Annotated in this window: 10 protein-coding genes; 2 read left to right on the top strand and 8 right to left on the bottom strand. The window is 67.4% G+C overall.

The window, feature by feature from the left end:
- Positions 1 to 113: 113 nt before the first annotated feature.
- Positions 114 to 2,216, bottom strand: coding sequence for an FG-GAP-like repeat-containing protein (locus tag AC50YC_RS13285; RefSeq protein WP_494953980.1), 2,103 nt, complete (start codon positions 2,214 to 2,216; stop codon positions 114 to 116).
- A 618-nt stretch (positions 2,217 to 2,834) separates the two neighbouring features.
- On the opposite strand from AC50YC_RS13285, the gene AC50YC_RS13290 reads away from it, so the two are divergent.
- A complete protein-coding gene (locus tag AC50YC_RS13290; protein WP_494953981.1) occupies positions 2,835 to 3,683 on the top strand; it encodes an SDR family NAD(P)-dependent oxidoreductase in 849 nt (282 codons plus the stop codon).
- 41 nt (positions 3,684 to 3,724) lie between these two features.
- On the opposite strand, the gene AC50YC_RS13295 is transcribed toward AC50YC_RS13290, so the two are convergent.
- From AC50YC_RS13295 to AC50YC_RS13320, 6 genes are all read right to left on the bottom strand, one after another.
- Complete coding sequence (locus AC50YC_RS13295; protein WP_494953982.1) at positions 3,725 to 5,530, bottom strand: putative bifunctional diguanylate cyclase/phosphodiesterase; 1,806 nt, start codon at positions 5,528 to 5,530, stop codon at positions 3,725 to 3,727.
- A 160-nt stretch (positions 5,531 to 5,690) separates the two neighbouring features.
- Positions 5,691 to 7,877, bottom strand: coding sequence for a putative bifunctional diguanylate cyclase/phosphodiesterase (locus AC50YC_RS13300; RefSeq protein ID WP_494953983.1), 2,187 nt, complete (start codon positions 7,875 to 7,877; stop codon positions 5,691 to 5,693).
- Between the two features lie 48 nt (positions 7,878 to 7,925).
- Positions 7,926 to 10,178: an EAL domain-containing protein gene (locus tag AC50YC_RS13305; RefSeq protein ID WP_494953984.1), complete on the bottom strand. Its 2,253-nt coding sequence runs from the start codon at positions 10,176 to 10,178 to the stop codon at positions 7,926 to 7,928.
- Positions 10,179 to 10,286: 108 nt separating this feature from the next.
- Positions 10,287 to 11,729 carry a UDP-glucose dehydrogenase family protein gene (locus tag AC50YC_RS13310; RefSeq protein ID WP_494953985.1) on the bottom strand — a complete coding sequence of 481 codons (1,443 nt, stop codon included), beginning with the start codon at positions 11,727 to 11,729 and terminating at the stop codon, positions 10,287 to 10,289.
- Positions 11,726 to 12,874 carry a glycosyltransferase family 4 protein gene (locus tag AC50YC_RS13315; protein WP_494953986.1) on the bottom strand — a complete coding sequence of 383 codons (1,149 nt, stop codon included), beginning with the start codon at positions 12,872 to 12,874 and terminating at the stop codon, positions 11,726 to 11,728. The genes AC50YC_RS13310 and AC50YC_RS13315 overlap by 4 nt, the downstream gene beginning before the upstream one ends.
- Before the next feature lie 225 nt (positions 12,875 to 13,099).
- Positions 13,100 to 13,978 (bottom strand): HNH endonuclease, encoded by an 879-nt coding sequence (locus tag AC50YC_RS13320; protein WP_494953987.1) that lies wholly within the window; start codon positions 13,976 to 13,978, stop codon positions 13,100 to 13,102.
- Positions 13,979 to 14,033: 55 nt separating this feature from the next.
- Between AC50YC_RS13320 and AC50YC_RS13325 the strand changes: the two genes are divergently transcribed.
- Positions 14,034 to 14,213: a hypothetical protein gene (locus tag AC50YC_RS13325; RefSeq protein WP_494953988.1), complete on the top strand. Its 180-nt coding sequence runs from the start codon at positions 14,034 to 14,036 to the stop codon at positions 14,211 to 14,213.
- A 354-nt stretch (positions 14,214 to 14,567) separates the two neighbouring features.
- On the opposite strand, the gene AC50YC_RS13330 is transcribed toward AC50YC_RS13325, so the two are convergent.
- On the bottom strand, positions 14,568 to 14,972 hold the full coding sequence (locus AC50YC_RS13330) for a DUF4383 domain-containing protein (RefSeq protein WP_494953989.1): 405 nt from the start codon (positions 14,970 to 14,972) through the stop codon (positions 14,568 to 14,570).
- Positions 14,973 to 15,003 lie beyond the last annotated feature (31 nt).

Here is a 15,003-nt window from a genome sequence, read left to right on the forward strand (position 1 = left end):
ACTGCACCCGGGAGGGTGTGGGAGAGTAGGTCACCGCCGGAACATCATTAAACGGTCGAGAGCCCCAACCACACGGTCGGGGCTCTCCCGCATTTAACCCACCTCTTACAGTCCTACAGGATCGCCGTCATGGGACCCCACCCACCACCCAGATCGATGCGGGTGGACCAGTCACCGGCACCGTCGTTCGGGTAGAGCCAGAGTTCCCCTGTGGTGTCGCGGGCAATTACATCAGAGAGGCCGTCGGAGTCCATGTCGCCGGGAGCGGTGATGGCGTTCATGACGTTCCAGCCCGCCCCAAGGCTCTCCCGGGTGAACCACTCGTTCTGCCCGTTACCCGGGTAGAGCCACAGCCGGCCACTGGTGTCGCGGGCCACCAGGTCCACGTTCCCATCGGCGTCGAAGTACCCCGGAGCCACGATGGAACTCATAATGTTCCACCCGCCGCCCAGGTCAACCCGCTTGAACCAGTCGCCCTCCCCGTTGTTCGGGTACAGCCACAGCTCACCGCTGCTGTCCCTCGCAATCAGGTCCGGCATGTCGTCGCCGTTGAAATCTCCCGGTGCCACGATGGAGGTCATCACGTTCCAGCCCCCACCCATGTTCTGGCGCTGGAGCCAGTCGCCGGTCCCGGTGCCCCGGTAGAGCCACAGTTCCCCGCTGCTGTCCCGGGCAATAACATCGGCATCGCCGTCGCCATTGAAATCACCGGCACTGACGATCGACGTCATCACATTCCAGCCGCCGCCCAGGCTCTGCCGGGTGAACCAGTCACCGGTACCCGTGCCCGGGTACAGCCACAGCTGCCCCGAAGCGTCCCGGGCGATCACATCAGTGTTGCCGTCATTGTCGAAATCGTTCAGGCGAGCAGCTGCCGGCGCCGTCGTGTCACCGAGGTCCCGGTAGGAGAACCAGTAGCGCTTGGTCACGTTGTTGCTGGCCAGCACGACCAGGCCGGTGGTGCTGTTGACACTCTGCTTGCTGGTGGTCACATCGTTCATGTTGTCGGACGCACCGTCCTGGATGATCGGCGTGCCTCGTCCGGGCTCAAAGACCGGATCGTCCATGGATGCCGTCTTTTCATAGATGGCGCCGGGGATGCCGGAGTAGGCGCAGCCGCTGACATCGGTGCCCGGCGCCGTATGGAAGGCGTGCACCGTGTTGTGCTCTGAATCGAGGACGATCTGCGAGCGGGACACGCAGTCCTCGATGGTGGCGATCGTGGACACCGTGAAAGAACCGGTTCCGGGCTTGAAGACCAGCAGCTCAACCTGCGCCAGGCTCTGGTCGGTTTCGTTATCGTTGAGGCCGGTCTTGATCGCGGCGAACACCCGGCCCGAGTTGTCGGACTGCAGCGTCTTGAGGTTCAGGTGATCGTCGGCGTATTTGTTGCCCTTGACCGCGTCCTGGACTTTCCATGAGGACGCCGCGGTGGGGCTGGTCCCATCGGTGCGGGTCGCCCAGCGCACGGCGCCTGTGAGTTGGTCGCTCCACATGACGCCGATCTTGTTGCTGCTGTAGGCCACGATCGCGGAGATGTCATCCGGTGCCAGGGTCGGGTTGGCGACGGGGATGACGAACGGGGAATTCCAGCTGGTTCCGCCGGGCGCGGAGCGGTTGACATAGACGGTGTTGGTGAAGTCGCCCGCTGAATCTTCGGAGACCTGGGTCCAGGTGGCCCAGATGGCGCCGGTGCTGTCCTGGTCGATCGTCATCGACTCGCTGCTGTTGTTCATGATCGTGGTCGGGAAACCGCTGTCCAGCGAGAACTCTCCGTTTGCGTAGCTGTAGCGGTACAGCTTGGCCGGCTGGCCTGGGACCGACGCCGTAGGCGTCGTGTCACCGGTCACCGTGACGACGTGCGAGGCGATGTACAGGTGCGTGCCGTCCCACAGGGTGTCCGCCAGCGTGTTGGCACGGGTGTCGTTTGTGAGGTCCGTGCTGACCCAGGTTTTCGAGTCAACGTCCAGCTGGTAAATCTCCCAGCCGGTGCCGGTGGTCCACATGTCGGCCCACCAGGATCCGTCATGCCACCAGAGCTTGCTCTGCGGTTTGTCCGAGGTGGGCGGATTGCTCACGCCGGCGAAGCTGTTGCCCTCATAGCCGTAGTCATCGGCCGCGGTAGCGCTGGTGGAAATTCCCAACAGCCCCCCGGCTGCAACTAACGCTATTACTACGACTCTGCTGAGCCAGCTGGCGGTACGTTTCATGTTCATCGCCGTTTCTTTCATGCGTTTGATCGCCGTTTCCATGGTGGTCCTGCTGATAACTCCCGATTAGCGTGAAGCTAGCCACTCTGACCGGAAGCGAAAAAGAGTCCTTTTCTTTTCTGTAGTTTTCAGTTGTCTTTCATGGCGGAGAAAGAACTGTCATGGAATACGCGATATCCCCCCGGGCACCTGTTAAACTGTGCCCACAATCCCGTTCCCCCCGAAACCCCAGCCACATCTGGAAACTCCGATGTGCCTGCGGCGCACGCTGACTCTGGACCTCGCCCCAGCATCAGCGCACGCGTTCAGTATCATGACAAAAGCGCTGAAACTCAACGGAAAATGACCGCCCACGCGCTGTCCGAGTACGTTCTTCCGGAATAATTCTTGGATCCCACGTAGCCCTGTCCATGACCCAAGTAGACGTATGGGAATTGGCCAGTGATTGGGAAAATAGAACCAAGTATTAGTGGCCCGTGACTCGATTTTCGGCCGCCAGCCGCCCATAATTCTGCTGGTCATCGCCGAATCTGCGGGCTCCTGGGCGTTCGCGGATACTGGGTTCGGTAGGCTCGATGCAGACCAGGCCCGTTGCCGCCTTCGCTCAACTCAAAGGATTTCCTCATGACCGCTCGGACCATTGTCATCACCGGAGCCAGCGACGGCATCGGCGCGTCCGCCGCGCGGACGCTGAGCCAACAGGGAGAGCGGGTGGTCGTCGTCGGGCGTTCCGCAGAGAAAACCGAGCGGATCGCGAAAGAGATCGGCGCGGACTACTTCGTCAGCGATTTCGCCGAGCTGGCACAGGTGCGCCAACTCGCCGCGCAGCTGAAGGAGACGTACCCGCGGATCGACGTCCTGGCCAACAACGCCGGCGGCATCATGGGCCACCGCGGGCTCACCGTGGACGGACACGAGAAGACCTTCCAGATCAACCACCTGGCCCCGTTCCTGCTCACCACCGAGCTGATGGACGTGCTCACCGCCAGCCACGCCACCGTCATCAACACCTCCAGCGCTGCGAACTCGCTGTACGGCAAGCTGGACCTCAACGACCTCGAGACCGCCAACAAGTACTCCGCCAACCTGGCCTACGGCAACGCCAAGCTCGAGAACATTCTCTTCACCGCCGAGCTGAACAACCGCTACCAGGCGGCAGGGATCTCGACGGCGGCCTTCCACCCCGGCGTCGTGGCCACCAACTTCGCCGCGGACACCACCAGCCCGTTCCGGTTCATCTACCGGAGCTTCCTCAACCGGTTCATGCTGAACCCCGAACAAGGCGCGGACACCCTGGTGTGGCTCGCCACGGCCACTCCGGGGCAGGACTGGATATCCGGCGCGTACTACACCAAGCGGGCGCTGGCGAAAGCCAACAAACAGGCATACGACCCGGAGCTGGCCAGGGAGCTGTGGGAGCGCAGCGCGGCGATGGTGGGCGCGGACCTCGACGAGCTCGACCGCCGGCAGTAAGGCCCGGCAGTAAGCGCAAGCACCCGCCGGCCCCAGCGGGGCTACTGAGCGGCGTCAACCGTGGCGATCGCCGCCAGTGCGCGATCCCTTGCCCCGGCCAGCCCGCTGGCCGGGGCCGGCCTGGCGAACAAATAGCCCTGCAGGGAGTCGCAGCCGCGGTCCATGAGGTACCGGGCCTGGGCCGGCGTCTCGACGCCCTCGGCCGTGACCTTCAGGCCCAGGGCGTGCGCCGCGTCGATCATGATGCCGAAGAACGGCAGCTGTTCCTGGCCGGTCCTGATCATGGCCACCAGGGAGCGGTCGATCTTCACCTTGTCCAGCGGCAGCTCCGTGAGCCGGTCCGGGGACACGTAGCCCGTGCCGAAGTCGTCCATCGCGATCCGCACCCCGGCGTCCCGCAACTGCCGCAGCTGGTACAGCACGGCCGAGTCCGCCGCGAAGAACGCACTCTCCGTCAGTTCCAGCATGAGTTGGCGCGGGTCCACCCCGGCGGAGGCCACAATCGCGAGTACCCCCGCGGCGAAGTCGCGGTTCTGGAACTGCAGGCCGGAGACGTTCACCGAAACGCTGCACGCGGCGTCGCCGGCCAGCCAGGGCCGGATCTCGCCGCAGGCCCGGCGCATGACCTCGTCGCCGATCTCGCGGATCAGTCCACTCTCCTCCGCCGCGGGCAGGAACTGCTTGGGCGGAACCAGCCGGCCGTGCCGTTCCCAGCGCGCAAACGCCTCGAACTGCACCACGGCACCGAGCCCCGGGGACACCACGGGCTGGTAGTGGACCGAGATCTGGCCCAGCTCCACCGCCTGCCGGAGCCCGGCCTGGCCGTCGGCACCGGTGTCCACCTCGGCCGTGATGGCCACGGACTCCAGCATCTCCGGCTGGAATTGCAACCAGGCGTTCTTGCCGGTCTTCGCCGCCGTCATGGCCGCGTCGGCCCGCCGGAGCAGCTCCGCGCCGTCGAGCGTCGGAGAAGTCCGGGAGGCCAGGCCCATGCTCACACCCGGCCGGACCAGCGCGCCACCAACACGCAGGGGCACGTGCAGCGACTCGGCGATCCGAGCCGCCACCGCCTCCGCGTTGAGGCATTCGGTCAGCAGCACCGCAAACTCGCGGCCGCCGAGCCGGGCGACGGTGTCATGCGGGCGGACGAAGTTCCGCAGCCGTCTCGCGACCTCCACCAGCAGTTGGTCCGCGGCGGAGCGCCCCAGCACGTCGTTGAGGTTCCTGAGGTCATCCAGGTTCAGCAGCAGTACGTCCACCGGGTCCGGGCGGCGCAGCGCCGCGGCGAGGCGCTCGTTGAACAGGGTGCCGTTGGGCAGCGACGTCAGCGGATCGCGCAGCACCCCGGCCCGCACCTGGTCATCGTGCCCGGCGAAGGCGGCGGGAGCGGCCGTGGACGCCGCCAGCGTCCGACGGCGGTGCGCCGCCCCGCCCGCTGTACTGCCGCCGTCGTCCGGGTGGTTTCCGCGCAGCTCGGCTCGGTGCCCGGCGCCGCGGACCGACACCGCGACGGACGGCGCGGCCGAGCCTGCCCCCGCGGCCGCTGGCAGCAGTGAGCACGTGATGTCGAGCGGGATATCGGTGCCGTCAGCCCGGCGGCCGGAGCCCGTGAAGGGCTCGGCGCAGCGGGGTGCCGAGCCGGACAGCCCGGCGAGGAGAGCGAGGAAGTCTGCGCGGAAGGGTTCGGCCAGGAGCAGGCTGGAGTCCGTGCCCAGCAGCTGTGACCGGGAGTAGCCAAAGAGCTGCTCCGCGGCGGTGTTCAGGTAGGAGATGGACCCGTCCGCAGCCAGCAGCAGCATCGGATCCGGGCCGTGCTCCAGCAGCACTTGTGCGAGTCCAGCTTCCATGTGTTTGCCTGCCCCCAAGCCGGTGGATATGGATGGCAGCCACACTTGCGGAGAGCAAGGCGGGTTGCGCTCCCTGAAGCATATGCGCAGGAGCCGGTTGCGGCGTGCTGCGCCTCATGCCGCGCCCAAGAAGATGCCCCCAGGCACCCCGGGCTGGTGGCTATCCCGGGCGGGAGGCGCCGGCCAGGGCCGCGGCGGCCGCGGCGGTGTTGCGGATGCCCAGCTCGCGGCGGTGCTCCGGCTCGGGGCGGGAGAAGAGGAAGCCCTGCAGGGCATCGCAGCCCTGGGCTATCAGGTAGTGGGCCTGTTCCGGGGTTTCGATGCCCTCGGCCGTGACCTTCAAGCCCAGGCTGCGGGCCATGTGGATCATCGAGGTCAGGATGGGGAGTTTCTCCGCCCCGGTGCGCAGCATGGAGACGAACGACTTGTCGATCTTGACGATGTCCACCGGGAGCTGCTGCAGGCGGCCCAGCGAGGAGTAGCCGGTGCCGAAGTCGTCCAGGGCCACCCGGACGCCGGCCCCGCGCAGGCTCTCGAGCTGGTCGATGACGTGGGACCGGGGGTCAAAGAACACACTCTCCGTCACCTCCAGCACCAGCTGGTGCGGGTCCACGTTGCCCCACTCCGCGATGTCCAGGACGCGTTCGGCGAAGTCCCGGTGCAGCAGCTGCACGCCGGACACGTTCACCGCCAGGGTCCGGGACGGGTCCTCCGCCAGCCAGGGCTGCAGCTCAACGCAGCTGCGCCGCAGCACCTCCGCCCCGATGTCCCGGATCAGGCCGCTGCGTTCCGCGGTCCTGATGAACTCATCCGGAGGCATCAGCTTCCCCTCGAACTGCCAGCGGGCCAGGGCCTCGAACTGCACCACCTCCAGCAGCTCCGTGGACACCACGGGTTGGTAGTGCACCACGATTTGCCCCAGTTCCACGGCCCGCCTGAGCCCGGCAGTCAGCTGGGTCCGTGCCACCAGCTCGGCCAGCATCGCCGGCTGGAAGTGGAGGTAGCAGTTCTTGCCGGCTTCCTTGGCCGCGTACATGGCCAAGTCCGCCTGCCGCAACAGCTCCGAGGAGGTCATGGCCCCGGCGCCGCGCGAGGCGACCCCCAGGCTGAGGGCAGGCCGCATAAGGCTTCCCTCGATGGAGAAGGGGGCGTTAAGGGTGGCCACTATCCGCTGGGCCACGGCGTCCGAATCGTTGCAGCCGATCAGCAGGACCACGAACTCGTCCCCGCCAAGGCGCGCCACGGTGCCGTGCGGCCCGACGCACTGCTGCAGCCGGCCGGCGATTTTCACCAGCATCTCATCGCCGGCGTGGTGGCCGAGGATGTCGTTGACTTCCTTGAAGTCATCCAGGTCCAGCAGGAGCACGTGCACCGGGTCGTGGGTCAGCAGGGCGGCTGCGACGCGTTCGGTAAAGAGGGTCCGGTTGGCCAGCCCCGTCAGCGGGTCCTGGAACGCGAGTTCCTTGAGTTTGTCCGCCTGCTCGGCGAGTTCCGCCAGGGCGCGGCGTGCCTGGTCCTGGGCGCGCTGTGTGGAGGTGATGTCGCGGAAGTTCCAGATCCGGCCCACGATCTTGTCCGCGACTTTCTGCGGCCGGGAGTAGAGCTCCACGGTGCGGCCGTCCTTGAACTCGAGCACATCGTGGCTCTGCCTGGACCGGTCGGCCTGGAGTTCCGTGACTTTTTGCAGGAAGTACTCCGGATCGCGCAGTTGCCGGGAGATGAAGGTGACCAGCGCCGTCGGGTCCTCCGCTGCGAGCAGCTCCGGCGGCATGCCCCACAGCTTGAGGTACTGGTTGTTGATGCCGGTGATGAGTCCCTCATTGGAGATGACCACAATCCCGTCGGCGGTGGATTCCAGCGTGGCGTCGAGCAGCGAGACCGCCAGCCGGCGGCCGGAATCGGTGTCCTCCCGGTGGCTGCCGTCCCGGACGGCAACCGCCATGGCCGGGCCGCCGTCGAGCGTCACCAGCGAGCAGGTGATCTCCAGGGACAGTTCGCTGCCGTCCCGACGCCGGCCTGCCGCCGCGAATGGCCGGCTGCCGGACAGGCTGCCGCGGCCCAGCCGGCCCAGGACCCGCAGGAAGCCGCCGCGCTCGTCCTCGGAGAGCAGGATGGTGTGTTGTGCTCCGAGCATCTGCTCGCGGGGGTAGCCGAAGAGACGCTCGGCGGCCGCGTTCGCAAAGGCGATGGTTCCCTCGGCGGTCAGCAGCAGGACAGCATCGGGACCATGCTCCAGCAGGCTTTCTTCAATCCCTGTTCCCACGGTGATACCGGCCCCCCGAAGCGACGGATGATGTGTTGATGGCTGTTCCACGGCGGCGCCGCGGACAGTGCGTTCCTGAATCATAGGGTCAGGGGGTCCTTGTCCAGTACCCCGGCAACCCAAAGTGCCGGGTCACCGCGGCCCGGACACCCGTTCTCCCCGCAAGGCGGCGAACGCGTCGTTGGACCGGGCAATGGCGGACCTCAGGCCGGGACCGGCGGTGGGGCGGGAGAACAGGAAGCCCTGCAGCGAATCGCAGTCCAGTTTCATCAGGTATTCGACCTGCGCTGCCGTCTCCACGCCTTCCGCCGTGACGCTCAGGCCCAGGCCGTGGGCCATGGCGATCATGCAGCTGAGGATCGGCAGTTTCTCATCGCCGGTGTGGATCATGGACGTGAAGGACTGGTCGATTTTCAGGGTGTCCACGGGGAGCCCCTGAAGCCGTCCCAGCGAAGAGAAGCCGGTCCCGAAGTCATCCAGCGCCACCCGCACGCCGGCGGTCCGCAGGGCGCTGAGCTGCTGGATCACATGGCAGTCGTCGACGAAGAAGACACTTTCGGTAACTTCCACGACCAGCTGCCGCGGTTCCACGCCGGTGTTCCTGGCGACGGCCAGCAGCAGCTCGGCGAAGTCCCCGTGCTGCAGCTGCACCCCGGAGACGTTGACGGCGAGGGACCGTTCGGCGTCTTCCGCCAGCCAGGGTTTCAGCTCGGTGCAGCCCTTCAGCAGCACCTCCGTGCCGATCTCTACGATCAGGCCGCTGCGCTCCGCTGCCGGGATGAACTGCGACGGCGGGACGGTGCCGCCGTCGCGCTCCCAGCGGGCCAGTGCCTCCACTTTCACCACAACACCGCTCCGGGCCGAGACGATGGGCTGGTAGTGCACGGTGATCTGGCCGGCGTCCACGGCCAGCCGCAGCCCGGCCTCCAGCTCGGTGCGTTCCACGAGTGACTTCATCATCGCCGGGCGGAACCGCAGGTACCGGTTCTTCCCGGCCGCCTTCGCCGCGTACATCGCGATGTCGGCCCGGCGCAGCAGCTCGGAGGCGTCCACGGCGTCCTCGTTGATCGACGCCAGGCCCAGGCTGAGGCTCGGGCGCAGCATGGTCCCGTCGATCCAGAGCGGCACCCGCAGGGACGCGACGATCCGTTCGGCAACCGCGTCGGGGGCCAGCGCACCGACCAGCAGCACCACGAACTCGTCACCACCCAGGCGTGCTACAACGTCGTTCGGGCGGACACACTCCCGCAGACGCCGGCCGACCTCGATCAGCAGCTGGTCCCCGGCGTGGTGGCCCAGGATGTCGTTGACTTCCTTGAAGTCGTCCAGGTCCAGGAGCAGGACGTCGACGGCGGTGCCGCACGGCCCGCGCAGGGCTGCTTCGAGGTGGTCGTTGAAGAGCTGCCGGTTGGACAGACCGGTCAGCGGGTCCTGGAACGCGAGGGCCTTGAGCTGGGCGGCCTGCTCGGCAAGATCGGCCAGGGCCTGGGTGATCCTGTCCTGCGCGATCCGGGCCGGGGTCACGTCGCGGAAACTCCACACCCGGCCGACCACCCGGTCCGCGACCTTCTGCGGGCGGGAATAGCGCTCAAAGGTGCGGCCGTCACGGAAGTCCAGGACGTCGTGGCTCTCGGCGTCCGGATCGGCGTAGAGCGCGGTGATTTTTTCGACGAACTGTGCGGGATCCACCAGCTGGTCCAGGACGAAGCCCATCACGGCCTCGTCGTCCTGGGTGGCCAGCAGCTCCCGCGGGACGCCCCACATGGAGATGAACTGGTTGTTGACGCCGGCGATCCGGCCGTTGCCGCCGACCACGAGGATGCCGTCGGCCGTGGATTCCAGCGTGGCGCTGAGCAGGGACAGGGCTTCGCGGAGTCCCGCGTCCGCTGCGAGCCGGTGCGAGGTGTCGCGGACGGCGACGGCCATGCTCATCGGGGCGCCGTCGGCGTCCTGGACCAGCAGCGAGCAGGCCACTTCGCCCTGGAACTCGGTGCCGTCGCGCCGCACCCCGTAGGCCTCGACCGGCGGGAGGCCGGGGTTGGCGGTGGTGGAGGCAGCGAAGGCGGTGGCGTCTGGCTCCGTGGCGGGGCCGGCGGCGTCGGCGTTGGTGACGGGGCCGGCGTCGGCCTCCCTGCGGAGGGCGAAGAGGAGCCGGTGGAAGCCGCTGCGGAAGCCCTCGGCGAGGAGCATGCGGTGGTCCTGGCCCACGAGCTCCTCGCGGGTGTAGCCGAACATGCGCTCCGTGGCTGCGTTGACCAGGCGGATGGTGCCGTCCTCGGAGATCACCAGAAGGGCATCGGGGCTGGATTCCAGCACCGCGTCGACGCCGGGCGGCGGGTGCGAGGAAGCCGTCACGGTGCCACCGCCGTAAGAGTTTGAGACCACCGGTAGTTCATATAGAGTCCTCCCCTCAGGAAATCATAGGGGCCTCACGGCTGGGCGGTGACCACATGCGCCCGGCGTTTCAGCGGCCGGGTTTCGGCGCCCGGTGCGTCATTGGGACCGGCCTGCGGTGGCTGGGCTGGCCGAAACCAGCCGGTGACCTGCGGCTTCGCCCGGGCTGGCCGCCTGGCCCCGGCCCAGGCCGCGGACCGTCCAGCCTTCCGCTTCCCAGGCGGCAGCGTCGACGACGTTCCGGGCGTCCAGCAGGGTCCGGCGACGGACCAGCGCGCCGGCGACCGCCGGTTGGATCGCGGTGTACTCGTCCCACTCCGTCAGCAGCAGCACGAGTTCGGCCCCTTCCAGGGCCTGGGACGTGGACGGCTCGAAGCGCAGCTGCGGGTAGCGGAGCCACGCATTGTTGATCGCGGCCGGGTCCGTCACCGTGACATGGGCACCGGCCGATGCCAGCTGGAGGGCAACGGCCAGGGCAGGGGAGTCCCGGATGTCGTCCGTGTCCGGTTTGAAGGCGGCGCCGAGCACGGTGACCCGGCGGCCGCCGAGCTGGCCGCCGCACAGTTCCAGGGCCAGCCCGACAGTGCGGGAACGCTGGTCCTGGTTGATGGAATCCACCACCGCCATCCACTGATCCACCGAATCCACGCCCAGCCCCGCAGCCTGGACCCGGAGGGAGCGGATGTCCTTGGGCAGGCAGCCGCCGCCGAAGCCCAGGCCGGCATGGAGGTACCGGCTGCCGATGCGCGGATCAAAGCCCATCGCCGTGCCCAGCTGTTTCACGTCCGCGCCCGTCGCGTCGCAGAGCTCGGCCATGGCGTTGATGAAACTGAGCTTCGTGGCGAGATACGCGTTCGACGCCGACTTGATCAGTTCCGCCGTGGCGAAGTTGCAGACCAGGCGCGGAATCCCGGCGGTGAGCAGGGGTTCGTAGACGGCATCGAGGGCTGCGGTGATCGCTGCGCCGGTGCTGGCGGGGCTGGTGGGCCTGGCGGAGCTGGTGGGGGCCGGGCCGGTGCGGGCGGGGCCGTGCTCGGGGACGCCGTAAACCAGGCGGTCCGGGACCAAGGAGTCCTTGACCGCGGTGCCCTGGCGCAGGAATTCGGGGTTCCAGCCCAGGAGCACGTCCGGCCGCGGCGACAGTACACCGGTGAGCATGTCCACCGTTCCGACCGGGACAGTGGACTTGCCCACCACGGCGGAGCGTGCGGCGAGGTGGGGGAGCAGCGCCTCCGTAGCGGCGACGAGGTAACTGAGGTCGGCGCCGTCGGAGGTCTTGGACTGCGGTGTGCCCACGCAGAGGAAATGCAGCTCGGCGCGGGCGGCGTCGGCGAATTCCGTGGAGAAGCTGAGCCGGCCGGTGGCGATGCCGTCGCGGAGGAGTTCGTCCAGCCCCGGTTCGAAGAACGGGGCCGCACCGCGGCCCAGCTGCTCCACTTTGGCGGCGTCGACGTCGATCCCCACCACGGTGTGGCCCATCGAGGCGAGGGTGGCCGCGTGCACCGCTCCCAGGTAACCGCAGCCGATCACGGAAATTCTCACAGGGCGACTCCTTGAGTGGTTGTGCTGGAAATGTCGGCGGCGAGGACCGCCTGGTAGTGCTGGACCAGCTCGGCGCCGAGGGCGGTCCACGTCCTGCCCTGGACCGAGGCGTGGGCCGCCGCTGCGAACGCGCGGCGCTTGGCGTCGTCGCCCATCAGGTCCACCACATGGGAGCGCAGTGCGGTCAGGTTCCCCGGCTCATACAGCCAGCCGGTGCAGGAGTTCTCGACGAGGTCCAGTGGGCCGCCGCGGCCGGTGGCGACCACCGGCACGCCCGAGGCCATCGCCTCCTGGATGGTCTGGCAGAAGGTTTCGAACTCGCCGGGGTGCACGAAGAGATCGAAGGACGCCACCGCCCGGGCCAGCTGCTCGCCGCCGAGGAATCCGGTGAAGACCGCGTGGGGCAGGGCGTCCTCAAGGGCCTGCCGCTGGGGCCCGTCGCCCACAATCACCAGCCGGGTGCCGGGGACATCGGCCAGCACGGCGAGGTCCTGCACCTGCTTCTCGACCGCGAGCCGGCCCACGTAGCCGATGATGCGCTCGCCGGCGGGGGCGACGGCGGTCCGCCAGCCGGCGTCGCGCTTGCCCGGGGAGAACCGTTCGGTGTCCACGCCGCGCCGCCACATCTCGACCCGCGGAATGCCGCGGCCGCGGAGCTGGTTGAGCGCGAAGCTGGACGGGGCGAGGGTCCGGGAGGCGAGCAGGTGGATGTTCTCCACCCTGTTCCAGGCCCAGTTCTCCAGGAACGGGACACCGTACCGGCCGGCGTAGCCCGGGACCTCGGTCTGGTAGATGGCGATGGTGGGGATCCCCAGCTGGTGGGCGGCCTGGGCCGCGCGCCAGCCGAGCACGAACGGCGACGCCAGGTGGACCACGTCGGGCGCATATTCGGCAAGGATTCGCTTGACCCGAGAGACACCGCCCATCGCCACCCGTACGTTCGCGTAGCCCGCCAGCGGAACCGAGGGCAGCCGGTGGACATGCGCCCCGTAGACCTCGGTGGGGGACTCCGCGTCCTGCGTGGAGGGCGCGATCACGAGCACCTCGTCTCCGCGATCCTGCAGATGCTCCAGGACCCGCAGGATCGAGTGGGTTACCCCATTCATCAGCGGCAGGAATGACTCAGCAACAATTGCGATCCTCACCCCTCCACAGTGCGGGGGCAGGCTGTCGGCGCGGGGTGAGGGGGATGGCGCGGGAGGGAAGAGTGGGTTAACGGGGCGTGGTTCAGGGCTGGGGGCGCTTGGCCCACTGGACATGCCCTCCGTGCGGGCCGAGGACTGGACATAGTCCCCATATGCCCACCCGTTGCAGCGCAGAATGAGCATGTCCAACCGCGGATAGCGGCCATTTGTGGCAAACGGATGGTGCTACTGCGGTCCCAGGAGCTCGCGGGCCTGCCGCTGGGCCTCGAGCTGTTCTTCGGTGACCGTGGATCCGCGGAGGAACCCGGCGTCGCCGATGATCCGGCGCAGCTCGGCCACCGTCCGCGGCGTGCCCACACCCTGGTGCGCCATGGCGTGGCAGTTGGCGCACAGCGGGACGAGGTCGGTGATGGGATCGAGTTGGTAGCCGCTGCCGAGCTGGGAGACCGGGACGAGGTGGTGTACCGGGATAAAGTCCATGCCGATCTCGCCGTACGTCTGCTCGAACGAGAAGCCGCAGGCCGCGCAACTGCTGCCGTGGTGCGCAATGCAGGCCCGCCGCGCGTCGGGGTCCTGTTCGTAGCGGTTCACCATGACCCGGGTGAGTGCGTGCTGCGGGTAGGTGCCATGTCCGGGCCGGGTGGGGTCCACGCCCAGCGGGGGTCCGAAGTCTTGCCAAAGTGCCCGGATGGTCGCTTCCTCGGCCGGCTCAACGCTCAGCTCGATGGCATCATCGCTGTCCCACGGCACCCCGGGCAGCGCCTCCGTGAGTACGTCGACGGCGATCTGCTCACCGGGCGGCAGGAGGGCGTCGAAGGCGACCTGCGCATACATCGGGGCCTCATCCGGCGCGGCTTCCTCTGAGGAGAGCGAGTGCGGGCCGGCTTCGGGCTGGACGGAAATCACGACACCATGGCCGGTCAGTCCCCGGCCGCGGTCTCCCTGCAGGAGCAGCCAGGCGTCCGTACCTGCGCTGATATTCCGGTGGCGGCCCACGCTCCAGCGCTCAAGGTGCAGCCCGGTCGCGGCCACGCGCTCCACGGCGTCGGCGTAGTTCCAGTCATTCCAGCGGTCCGGGTTCCAGCCCAGGATGATGGCGGTCATCTGGCCATTCTCGCAGCAGCAGACCGCAGTAAAATTGATGTTAGAGGTGTTGGACATGACTGGGTCCTTTGTGGTTCTGCTGATCATTCTGGCTGCGGTAGCTTTGCTCGCCATCGTTGGCACGGTGGTGCTGGTGGTTCGCGACGGCCGCGGGCTCATTCCGGTCGAAAAATCGGACCGCCCTTGGACTGCGGGGAACCTGCCGAGCCTGCCGTACTCGTTGATCCGCTTCTAGCCGCAGCCCATATGTGGGCGATTGGACGCAAACGGCCGCTAAGAAAGGATGCTTAGCGGCCGCTTGTGGCGTATGGGCGTGAGTTCGTCGATACCAGGCACCGACGGTGCGGAAGCCTGGAGCCTTCGTCGTCAGTCTGCCGGGCCGGCGGGTGTGGCGAACGGGTGCCCCCCGCCACGTCCCGAGACACGACCAACCCCCGAAACACGACCAACTCCCACCAGGCCCCGAGCACAAATAAAGCTGGTGCAGCCGCTGCGTTTCCGCGAGGCGACTGCACCAGCAGGTAGTACGAATTTTCAGAATGCTATGAAACGTTACTCATTCGCGGCTCCCTTTTTCCCGGTTGTTTGCTTACCGGGTTCCTGCGTCGTCAGCCAGATGCCTCGACATCAGCCAACCGGCGCCTACCATTGCTACGCCCAAGATCATAAAGCCCCAGATGCCCATGACGTTCAGCGACAGGAAATTGGCCGCCGAGTCCACACCAACGATGAGCCCGTAGACGCTAAGGACGATGTACAGCAGGCCAAAGCCCATGAGGAAGTTCCGGGCGCCCATGGGGTTGTCCCGGGACATCACTATGCCGATGGTGCCGATGAGGGCCTGAATGATGTTCAGCAGCATCGATACCTGGAACAGGCCTAGGAACAGGGCCGTGGAATTCGGTCCAACGATCGCCAATGAGTTGTACTGCGTGGTGATGCCGGGGATGAACCCCAGGATGCCCACGACTATCAAGACGATACCTACACCCATGCCGACGTTCTGGACGTCTGTCCGTCCGAAG

Source organism: Pseudarthrobacter sp. MDT1-56 (assembly GCF_059383555.1).

Coding starts and splice junctions, on each gene's coding strand:
- AC50YC_RS13290 (WP_494953981.1), top strand. CDS start 2,835: ATGACCGCTCGGACCATTGTCATCACCGGAGCCAGCGACGGCATCGGC.
- AC50YC_RS13325 (WP_494953988.1), top strand. CDS start 14,034: ATGACTGGGTCCTTTGTGGTTCTGCTGATCATTCTGGCTGCGGTAGCT.
- AC50YC_RS13320 (WP_494953987.1), bottom strand. CDS start 13,978: ATGACCGCCATCATCCTGGGCTGGAACCCGGACCGCTGGAATGACTGG.
- AC50YC_RS13285 (WP_494953980.1), bottom strand. CDS start 2,216: ATGAACATGAAACGTACCGCCAGCTGGCTCAGCAGAGTCGTAGTAATA.
- AC50YC_RS13330 (WP_494953989.1), bottom strand. CDS start 14,972: ATGGGTGTAGGTATCGTCTTGATAGTCGTGGGCATCCTGGGGTTCATC.
- AC50YC_RS13300 (WP_494953983.1), bottom strand. CDS start 7,877: ATGATTCAGGAACGCACTGTCCGCGGCGCCGCCGTGGAACAGCCATCA.
- AC50YC_RS13295 (WP_494953982.1), bottom strand. CDS start 5,530: ATGGAAGCTGGACTCGCACAAGTGCTGCTGGAGCACGGCCCGGATCCG.